Below are 9,885 nucleotides of genomic sequence, written 5' to 3' on the forward strand. Positions count from 1 at the left end.
CTGTCCAGTTGCGTCACGATAATCGTTGCCTATGAGTGAGAACGATACGAACGCGCAAGCAACATCGAATGCGCCGGCTACGCCACAATACCGCTATACGACGGAAATGGCCCAGCGCATTGAGGAGAAATGGCAGGACATCTGGGAGAGCGAGGGCACGTTCTGGGCCGCGAACGTGAGCGGCGAACTCACTGACAGCAAGGGACGTCATGCCGATGGCCGTCAGTCCTTCTTCGCCATGGACATGTTCCCCTACCCTTCGGGCAAAGGATTACATGTCGGTCATCCGTTGGGATATCTGGCCACCGATGTGGTGAGCCGATACCATCGCATGAAGGGCGAGAACGTCCTGCACGCCATGGGCTATGACGCATTCGGGCTTCCCGCCGAACAGTATGCCGTGCAGACGGGCCAGCACCCGCGCATCACGACCGAACAGAACATCGCGAATATGCGGCGACAGTTGCGCCGCATGGGGCTGAGCTTCGACGACCGCCGCTCCTTCGCCACGATCGAACCGGAATACGTGCGTTGGACCCAATGGATCTTCTCACGCATCTACGATGCCTGGTACGATCCGGATACGAGAAATCCGAGTGGATCCATGGGGTGCGCGCGCCCGATTTCCACCCTGATCGGACAATTCCGCGCCGGCACACGTCCGATTGACGGACATGAGGACAAGGCCTGGGATGAACTCACCGAGATGGAGCAGACCGAGGTGCTCAATGAGTACCGACTCGCCTACATCTCCAAATCGCCTGTCAATTGGTGCCCTGGGCTTGGCACGGTGCTCGCCAATGAGGAGGTCACTGCAGAGGGGCGTTCCGAACGTGGCAATTTCCCGGTGTTCCAGCGTGAGCTTCGTCAGTGGTCGATGCGCATCACCGCATACGGGCATCGTCTCATAGAGGATCTCGATTCCATCGACTGGCCTGAGAAGGTCAAGCTCATGCAGCGCAACTGGATCGGGGAGTCGCATGGCGCCTCCGTGCATTTCAAGGTGCCGGTCGACGGTGAGATGGCAGATATGGAGATCTACACCACACGACCCGACACGTTGTTCGGTGCCACGTTCTGTGTGGTCTCTCCCGAACACCCGATGCTGGAGCATGTGCCCCAATCCTGGCCGGAAGGTGTGGACCCGGCGTGGACGGGTGGCTATGCCACGCCGAGCGAGGCCGTATCCGCATACCGTGAGCTCGCGGAGGCAAAGACCGCGGCCGACCGTGTGGCCGACAACGGTGAGAAGACGGGTTTGTTCACCGGCCTGTACGCGATCAACCCGATCACCGGTGCCAAGCTGCCGGTGTTCACGGCCGACTATGTGCTCATGGACTATGGTACCGGTGCCATCATGGCCGTTCCGGGCGGTGACCAGCGAGACTACGATTTCGCCGTCAAGTACGGTCTTCCGGTGATCTACACGGTTGCGCCGCTCCCTGATTCCGGTGACGATCTGGCCAATTATGAGGGTACCGCCCCGTTCGTTTCGCATGACGGCATCGTCATCAATTCAGCCGTCGACGCGACGTGGGCCCGTGGCGACGCGCTCTGCCTTGACGGCATGCGTGTGGATGATGCGATTGCTGCCGTCACCACGTGGCTCGAGGAGGCCCAGGTGGGCAAGGGGGCCACGAGCTACCGTCTGCGCGACTGGCTCTTCAGCCGCCAACGGTATTGGGGTGAGCCGTTCCCGATTGTCTACGATGAGCATGAGGTGCCCCATCTGGTGCCCGACAGCATGCTGCCCATCAATCTGCCCGACGTTCCGGATTACAGCCCCAAGACCTTCGACCCGGAGGATTCCCAGTCGAGTCCGGAGGCCCCGTTGAGCCGCAACGAGGATTGGGTGAATGTCACGCTCGATCTCGGTGACGGTCCGAAGACCTACCATCATGACACGAACACGATGCCGAATTGGGCTGGTTCCTGCTGGTACTACATGCGTTACCTCAATCCCCATGACACCGAGCACATGGTGGAGCGCGACGAATACGACTATTGGATGGGTCCGAAGCACTCCCCGGCGGCCGGGCAGGCCGGAGGCGTCGATCTGTATGTGGGCGGCGTGGAGCACGCGGTGCTACATCTGCTCTACTCACGGTTCTGGCATAAGATCCTGTTCGACCTGGGGTACGTGGATTCGTTCGAACCGTTCCACAAGCTTTTCAACCAAGGCATGATCCAAGCGTATGCCTACACCGATGACCGCGGTCAGTATGTGCCGGCCGAGGACGTTCAGGAGAGCGAAGTGGACGGCAAGACCGTGTACACCTACGAAGGCGAACCGGTCAACCGTGAGTTCGGCAAGATGGGCAAGAGCCTCAAGAACATCGTGACCCCGGACTACATGTACGACCATTACGGCGCAGACACATTCCGCCTCTATGAGATGAGCATGGGACCGCTTGACGAGTCACGTCCATGGAACACCCGCAATGTGGTGGGCGGCATGCGATTCCTGCAGCGTTTGTGGCGCAATGTGATTGATGAGAACACCGGCGAGGTCACGGTGACCGACGACGCGATGGACGAACGTACGTTGAAACTGCTCAACAATACGATCGCCGAGGTGACCGGTGAGATGGAGGCCATGCGTCCAAACACCGCCATCGCCAAACTCATCGTGCTCAACAATCACCTGACCGGCATGAACGGCGTGCCCCGCGCCGCCGTGGAGCCGCTGGTGCTCATGGTGGCTCCGATCGCACCGCATATAGCCGAGGAGCTGTGGAACCGGCTCGGCCATGATGAGTCGTTGGCCCACCATCCATGGCCACAGGCCGACGAGCGTTATGTTGGGCAGGACACCGTCACCGCCGTGGTGCAGATCAAAGGCAAGGTGCGGGCCAAACTCGAGGTGAGTGCCGACATCGACCCGGATGAACTGGAGAAGATGGCCTTGGAGGCTGTGGCTGAGCGTCTTGGAGGCAAGCCGCCGCGCAAGGTGATCGTCAAGGCCCCGAAGATTGTTTCGATCGTCCCGGGCGAATGATCGCACGCAGGTCGTGCACCTGTGGATGACCTGCGTGGTGGATATCACGTCCTCCGACCACAGGTGGCCGTCCTCGTTGCAATGCCCATGCCGTCATGATTAAGTGGCGGCATGGGCATTGTCTATTCCGGACGGCGTGAAAGCCCGGACGCCGTCATCGTGCTGAGGGAGGGGGCTGTGACGCGGCTGCGCCATCTGGGAGGGCCATCGTCTCGCAGCATGGCAGCCGGTTCATCCACCGGTCCAGGCTTCAGCATTCAGATGCCGTCGGTGCCCCTGCCACCGCCTCCCGGTGTCCAGGAGCCATCGGTCACGGCAAGCAACGAGCAATCATCGGGTGGTGTGAGGGAAGTTTCTGGAGATGACCAGAAGGCGGGCGCACTGCTGTCGAGCCTGACCGTGGTGAACGACGACGATTTCGAAGCGGAACGTGGAGTCCGCCGTCTGGAACGACCCCGATTCGAACTCGAACCGAAGCATGCGCTGCTGTGCATCATGGTGTTGGTCTGTGCGCTGGCCACCACCCTGACCCTCCTGGTGCAGCAGGCCGCCAACATGGGCGCCTTGGACACGCAGGCCACCACAAACGCGTCATCTCATACGACGGCCACGGCATCGCCATCCGACCGGGATTCGACGCCTTCCACGGCTGCACCGGAGCCGTCGCCATCGGCATCCGACAACAAGCAGGACACCTTGGTGAACATCAACACGGCAGACGAGGCACAACTGCAGGAGATCAAGGGAATCGGACCGGTGACGGCCGCGAGGATCATCGAATACCGCACCCAGCATGGCGCCTTCGCCAGTCTCGACGACTTGGTGAATGTGCCGGGCATCGGCATGAAGACCGTAGAGAAGCTGAGACCATGGGCATGCGCGCAATGACGGCACCGGCATGCGACCGGGAGCACAGGGGAATCGCAGGCAGCCGAGACCTGCGCATGCTGCCGGTGGCTGCGGGCGTTTGGAGCGCCACACTGCTGACCCGATGGGTATGCTCCCAACACGGATCGGGGCACGACGTCTTCTGGCAGCATGGCCGCATGCTGCAAATGGCGTGCCTGGCGGTGGCATCGGCAGCCATCTTCATCGCACTGGTGCTCATTCCCCTCACGATGAACGGGGCGGGGAAACACCATGGATTGGCCGTGGATCGCGCCCACCGGATGCTGTACACACTGCTAACGGTCTGTTTCGCCATACTCGCGGCCACACTTGCCACGGCGGCGCGAAGCCTGACGGAGCATGCCGACCCGGTGAACATGTCGGCATCTTCCTCCACGGAGCGTGTGAATCTGACGTTCACGGCGCATTCACTGCCGTTGGCGACGTCGATGGGGGGATACGACTGCCAGGTCGACGGCAATGCCCGGTCCATCGTTCGCCATGACGTTCGACGTCCATCGTCCCGCGGTGTGCGGGTGTTCGCCCGACAGCCGGCCTGTGGGCGCATCGCGCAGCAGGGGGACTACGCCATCGTCGGAACCATCCAGGCGGCGGCATATGGTGAGATGCCCATATGGGTGCTTGCAGACGGTGACATGATGGCCGTCAAGGAGCCACCGGCGCCATGGCGTGCGGTACATCGGATACGCATGGCATTCCTGCAAACGACCCGCGGACTCGACAATCCGGGCGTTGTGTTGGTTCCCGGCGTGACCCTGGGGGTGCTCGGACACGATGCGATGGTGCACTGCGCAGATGGTGGAGTGGAGGACGAATACGCCGAACTCCTGCAAGAGCAGTGTCGCCGTGCAGGCATCATGCATCTCATGGCCGTATCCGGAGGCCATTACGCCCTCGTCGGCACATTGGTGATGGGATTGGGGGCACGGCTCCATTGGAACCGTTTTGTGAAGGCAGGCGCGCTCGCAATGGTCTACCCGATGCTCACGATGGTGCTTGCCCCCAGCAGGTCGGTCACACGGGCGATGCTGATGTCGATGCTGTCTCTTGGGTTCCTGATGTTGGGCCGTCGTCGGCAAAGTGTGCATCTGCTCTGCCTGACGGTGGTGTTCGGATTGCTGCTCGATCCGTCATTGGCTTCGAGTTACGGCTTCGCGTTGTCATGTGCGGCGGTGTTCGGCTTGTCGACGGCATGCACGCGTATGACGGCATGGGTGTCGCATCTGCTACCGGACCGTTTGGCCAAGCTGTTGGCGGCTTCATGCTGTGCACAGCTATTCGCTGGTCCCGTACAGATTCTCATGGACAACGAGGTGTCAATATGGTCGCTGCCAGCGAATCTGCTGGTTGCACCATTCGTCGATGCCGCGACGATTCTGGGGCTGTGCTCGTTGTTCGTCGCATGGATGGCGCCGGGCGTCTCACGATTCCTGGCATGGGCGTGCTCACAATGCACGACGGTCATCGAATATGCGGCACGTCTGTTCGGCTCGGAGGAGTCGAGCACCTTGGCATGGATGGAGGGTATACCCGGCGCTGCGGTGCTCATCGTGACGGAACTGACCACATGGGCGCTGATCGTATGCATCGGGGACCTGCTGCGAGCCTATGACGACACGGTCACCAACGGTGATGGCCGTCCCATGCGCATGCCGGTCAGGGAACGCCTCACCCAATGGTTCGAACATACGCTCGAAATGATGGGGTGGCTGACATGGCGCAGATGAGACGAAGGATGCAGGCAAAAGCCGGTGTCGCAAGACTTGTCCAAACATACGTCGACATTGAAGATATGACCGCAGCAACACTATGCCTGCTCATCTACGGTGGCGATGAGTACCTGAACGAACAGAACGCCCGGGATGCCGTGTATCGCCTGCTTGAGGAACATAGGGATGCCGAATTGGCACGCGTCGACGCCCGCAGCGCCGACGCCAACTCCTTCGACGAGGCGGTGAGTCCCTCCCTGCTCTCGCAGAGGTCGGTGGTGTGGGTCGAACATGCGGAGGACGCCGACTCCGGACTGCTCGACGCCATCGTGGCCTACGCCAACGAAACAAACCGGGACCCAGAAGCGTCGCCGGTGGTGATGCAATGCGCCGCAACGCTAAAAGGCCGTTCCGTGGAAGCGCTCATGCGCCGCAACAACATTCCCGTCGACACGGTTCCCAAACTCGACAAGGCCAAGGACAAACTCAACTATGTGTACCAGCAGTTCCAATCGCGTGGCAGGCGCATAGACCCGCAGGCCGCACAGCAACTGGTCAATGTGCTCGGCGACCATGTGGGAGAGCTGGCCGCCATGATCAGGCAGCTATGCTTCGACTTCGATGACGACCCGATGCGAGTGAACCGTGTGAACCAATACCTCACAGGGAACCCCAAGGTCACCGGCTTCAACGTGGCCGACCTCGCCATGGGCGGGAAAACCGCACGTGCAGTGATCGCCCTGAGATCCGCGCTCGCCCAAGGAACGGAACCGATTGCACTCATCGGCGCGCTCGCGTTGCAAATGCGCAACCTCGCCAAAGCCGCGGCCATTCGTCAAGGGGACATCTCGAAAACCAAGGCGGCGGTGAACGAATGGGCGCTGCGAACGGCCAACGGACGTCTGGGAGGGTGGACATCGCAGGGCATCAGCGCCTGCATGCAACGACTCGCCTGGGCGGACGAACAATGCAAGAGCCGCGGAGGCGACCCCATATACGCACTTGAGAACACCATAGAACTCATCGGAGCCAAAGGAATCCAATGAACACCATCCACCATATGCTCGAGCCCAACCCGTCACCCGCACCACGACAACCTGACAGCACGATTACCTTGCAAGTGCCGACCGCACAGGCCATGCACGAGCTGGGCGAGCGACTCGCCCGCAGCCTGCACGGTGGTGAGGTGATCCTGCTTTCAGGGCCACTCGGCGCAGGCAAGACCACATTGGCGCAAGGATTGGGGGAAGGCCTGGGCATTCAAGAACCCATCGTCTCACCGACCTTCACCATCGCCAGGGAACTCGACGGCACCCTCGCGGACGGCACTCCCGCACATCTGATCCACGTGGATGCCTACCGGCTTGGATCCAATGACTACGCCCCAGGTCAGGCACAGGCCGACCTGCTCCTCGACGAACTCGAATCCCTCGGCCTCGACGAGGAACTCGAAGAACCGGGCACACGCACCATCATCCTCATGGAATGGGGCGAACAAATGGCAGTTGCGCTCGCCGACGAACGCTTGGAGATCCGCATCCAAAGACCCACCGACCATGTGTCTGCCCCCATAGGCCGGAACGAACCCACCGCAGATGGTGAACGCATCGTCACCATCACCCCAGTGGGAACACGATTCGCCCTGGCGGAACCAGCCGACACCCAAGCCTGACGACGCCGACGGGCAACGCATACGATACAAGAACCGCACTCTAACACAACACACGAAACAAGCGACACGAGACACATGAACACGTTAGTCATCGACACATCATTCGGATCCACAGTAGGCATAACCGGGCATGAACCAATCTGCGAACAGGATTCGCGCACACACGTGGAAAAACTGCAGCACGACATTGCGCAAGTCTGCGCAGAGGCGAAAATACAACCCCACGACATCGAACGCATAGTCGTAGGAATAGGCCCGGCACCCTTCACCGGACTACGCGCAGGCATCGTGGCAGCCAAGGCAATCGCCTATGCCACCGGGGCACAACTCCTCGGACAGGATTCCCTAAGCGGACAGGCCGCCATGATGCAAGCGGCCTACAACGGCGATCCGAACCTGCTGAACACAGCCATATTCGGCAACTGGAATACACCAGCCAATGCGGGCACCGCGTTGCACCTGACCCTCAGCGTCAACGACGCGCGCCGCAAACAGCTCTACTACACCCTGCTCGCAAACACCAACGCAGACACCAAAGACGAACGCATCCAACTCGACATGAACATAGGCACGCCATCGAACATCGCGGCCAAAGTAAGCGCAGCGGTCGCCACCATACAGCAACGCCATCCCGACCAGCCGGTCGCCGTCGACATCGTCGGACACGGTGCAAGCAAATACGAGCAAATCTGGAGCGAACAACCCTGGCACGGAATCACCCTCGACCATTCACTCCTCGACACCGGCGCATGGGGGGTGAAAACCTTCGCAGCACTCGCAGAACACGATACCGAAGCCGACGCCAATCCACGCCCCATCGAGCCCCTCTACCTGCGCAGACCCGACGTCAGCGTGCCCAACCCGCTCAAACATGTGCTCAACCACGAAGGAGCACATCGCAACGAGGCAAACGCATGATCGTCGACGCCAACACGCTCGACCGCGCCACGGTATGCTCGCAAATAGCCAAGATGGAACTACAACTGTTCGGCAAAGGGGCGTGGAGCAACACACTCATAGATGAAGAGCTCAGCGCGCCACACCGCAGCTACTATGTGAACGTGGACGACCAAGGAACCATAGACGCATACGCCGGCCTCTGGTACGACGGATATGACGCACAGATCATGACCATAGGCGTCAGCCCCGAACGCCAACGACAAGGCATAGCCACCCAACTGATCAACCAGCTCATCGCCAAGGCCAACGAACTCCACGCCGAACGCATGCTGCTCGAAGTGCGCGTCGACAACGAACCGGCACTCACCCTGTACCGCCACTTCGGATTCGAAACCATGGGAATCCGCAAACGCTACTACCAGCCGGAAAACAAAGACGCCTACACCATGAGCCTCACCCTGCGCGATTCCCGACCCGCAGGCTTCGCCATACCATTGAACACACAATGCTGATCCCAACAGCGCCACGCCAACAAGCCCAGGAAAGAAAACAATGAGCAACCAAATCATTCTCGGCATCGAATCCACCTGCGATGAAACCGCCGCCGCCGTCGTGCAAGGCAAGACACTGCTGGCGAATGTCGTCGCCTCATCCATGGACGAACACGCCAGATACGGCGGCGTCATCCCCGAGATCGCCTCCCGAGCGCACGCACAGTCATTCGTACCGGTGGTATCGAAAGCGCTCGCCGACGCGAACATGACCATCGACGACGTCGATGCCATCGCCGTCTCGGCGGGTCCCGGTTTGGCAGGGTGCCTTGCGGTCGGCGTTTCGGGGGCGAAGGCATTGGCCTGGTCAGCCAACAAGCCGATCTACGGCATCAACCACGTCATCGGGCATGTGGCCGTCACGCAACTACAGTTCGGCGACCTGCCGGCCAATACGATGGCGCTCATCGTCTCTGGCGGACACACCTCGCTACTGCATGTCAACGACATCGCGCGTGATGTCGAGGTGGTGGGGACGACATTGGATGACGCGGCAGGAGAATGTTTCGACAAAGTGGCCCGACTGCTGGGATTCCCATATCCCGGCGGCCCATACATCGACCGGCATGCCCAGCATGGCGATCCGCATGCCATCAAGGTGCCGCAAGGACTCACGCAAGGTCGCGCGGGCAAGGAGCATCCGTACGATTTCAGCTTCTCCGGGGTGAAAACAGCCATTGCCCGTTGGATCGAGGAACGGCAGGGGAGCGGGCAGGAGATTCCGGTGGACGATGTATGTGCGTCGCTGGCTGGATCAGTGGCACAGGTGCTTTCCCGAAAGAGCATGCGAGGATGCGAGCAGTTCGATTCCACCACGTTGATTGTGGGCGGTGGGTTCTCGGCGAACTCGCAGCTCCGGGAGGCGCTGATGGAGGTTGGGTGCAATCACGGGGTCGACGTGCGCATACCGCAGATCAAACTGTGTACGGACAACGGTGCCATGGTGGCGATGCTTGGTTCGAATTTGGTGGAGGCCGGTGTGGCGCCGTCTGACATGGAATTCCCCATTGACTCTGCGATGCCGCTTACCAAGATCTGCATGTGAGGTATTGCAGTGGTTATCTCCGGATTGGTGCGGCATCCCGCCGGGGATACGGTGCGACACGCGTTGATTTGCATTTTTCGACTCACCCGCTAAACTAAACA

General features: G+C 60.6%; 8 protein-coding genes. All 8 read left to right on the top strand.

Annotated elements, in window-relative coordinates:
- Positions 1–31 precede the first annotated feature (31 nt).
- The 8 genes from leuS to tsaD all read left to right on the top strand — a co-directional run bounded on the left by leuS (position 32) and on the right by tsaD (position 9,784).
- Positions 32–2,998: a leucine--tRNA ligase gene (gene leuS / locus OGI63_RS05395; RefSeq protein WP_004269084.1), complete on the top strand. Its 2,967-nt coding sequence runs from the start codon at positions 32–34 to the stop codon at positions 2,996–2,998.
- A 111-nt stretch (positions 2,999–3,109) separates the two neighbouring features.
- Positions 3,110–3,886, top strand: coding sequence for a ComEA family DNA-binding protein (locus tag OGI63_RS05400; protein WP_004218039.1), 777 nt, complete (start codon positions 3,110–3,112; stop codon positions 3,884–3,886).
- The gene (locus tag OGI63_RS05405; protein ID WP_004218037.1) at positions 3,868–5,634 is read left to right on the top strand and encodes a ComEC/Rec2 family competence protein; all 1,767 of its coding nucleotides are present in this window, start codon (positions 3,868–3,870) and stop codon (positions 5,632–5,634) included. The genes OGI63_RS05400 and OGI63_RS05405 overlap by 19 nt, the downstream gene beginning before the upstream one ends.
- Positions 5,635–5,699: 65 nt before the next feature.
- Positions 5,700–6,662, top strand: coding sequence for a DNA polymerase III subunit delta (gene holA, locus OGI63_RS05410; protein WP_004269085.1), 963 nt, complete (start codon positions 5,700–5,702; stop codon positions 6,660–6,662).
- Entirely contained in the window at positions 6,659–7,288 is a 630-nt protein-coding gene (gene tsaE, locus OGI63_RS05415; protein WP_004218035.1) for a tRNA (adenosine(37)-N6)-threonylcarbamoyltransferase complex ATPase subunit type 1 TsaE, read from the top strand. The genes holA and tsaE overlap by 4 nt, the downstream gene beginning before the upstream one ends.
- Before the next feature lie 75 nt (positions 7,289–7,363).
- Positions 7,364–8,206 (top strand): tRNA (adenosine(37)-N6)-threonylcarbamoyltransferase complex dimerization subunit type 1 TsaB, encoded by an 843-nt coding sequence (gene tsaB, locus OGI63_RS05420; RefSeq protein ID WP_004218034.1) that lies wholly within the window; start codon positions 7,364–7,366, stop codon positions 8,204–8,206.
- Positions 8,203–8,700: a ribosomal protein S18-alanine N-acetyltransferase gene (gene rimI / locus OGI63_RS05425; protein WP_004218033.1), complete on the top strand. Its 498-nt coding sequence runs from the start codon at positions 8,203–8,205 to the stop codon at positions 8,698–8,700. The genes tsaB and rimI overlap by 4 nt, the downstream gene beginning before the upstream one ends.
- A 40-nt stretch (positions 8,701–8,740) precedes the next feature.
- Positions 8,741–9,784, top strand: coding sequence for a tRNA (adenosine(37)-N6)-threonylcarbamoyltransferase complex transferase subunit TsaD (tsaD, locus tag OGI63_RS05430; RefSeq protein ID WP_004218031.1), 1,044 nt, complete (start codon positions 8,741–8,743; stop codon positions 9,782–9,784).
- Positions 9,785–9,885: the final 101 nt, after the last annotated feature.

The organism is Bifidobacterium sp. KRGSERBCFTRI (genome assembly GCF_025908335.1).

What these genes read in the sequence shown, in the direction of transcription:
- leuS (WP_004269084.1), top strand. Translation starts at nt 32, where the DNA reads ATGAGTGAGAACGATACGAACGCGCAAGCAACATCGAATGCGCCGGCT.
- OGI63_RS05400 (WP_004218039.1), top strand. Translation starts at nt 3,110, where the DNA reads ATGGGCATTGTCTATTCCGGACGGCGTGAAAGCCCGGACGCCGTCATC.
- OGI63_RS05405 (WP_004218037.1), top strand. Translation starts at nt 3,868, where the DNA reads ATGGGCATGCGCGCAATGACGGCACCGGCATGCGACCGGGAGCACAGG.
- holA (WP_004269085.1), top strand. Translation starts at nt 5,700, where the DNA reads ATGACCGCAGCAACACTATGCCTGCTCATCTACGGTGGCGATGAGTAC.
- tsaE (WP_004218035.1), top strand. Translation starts at nt 6,659, where the DNA reads ATGAACACCATCCACCATATGCTCGAGCCCAACCCGTCACCCGCACCA.
- tsaB (WP_004218034.1), top strand. Translation starts at nt 7,364, where the DNA reads ATGAACACGTTAGTCATCGACACATCATTCGGATCCACAGTAGGCATA.
- rimI (WP_004218033.1), top strand. Translation starts at nt 8,203, where the DNA reads ATGATCGTCGACGCCAACACGCTCGACCGCGCCACGGTATGCTCGCAA.
- tsaD (WP_004218031.1), top strand. Translation starts at nt 8,741, where the DNA reads ATGAGCAACCAAATCATTCTCGGCATCGAATCCACCTGCGATGAAACC.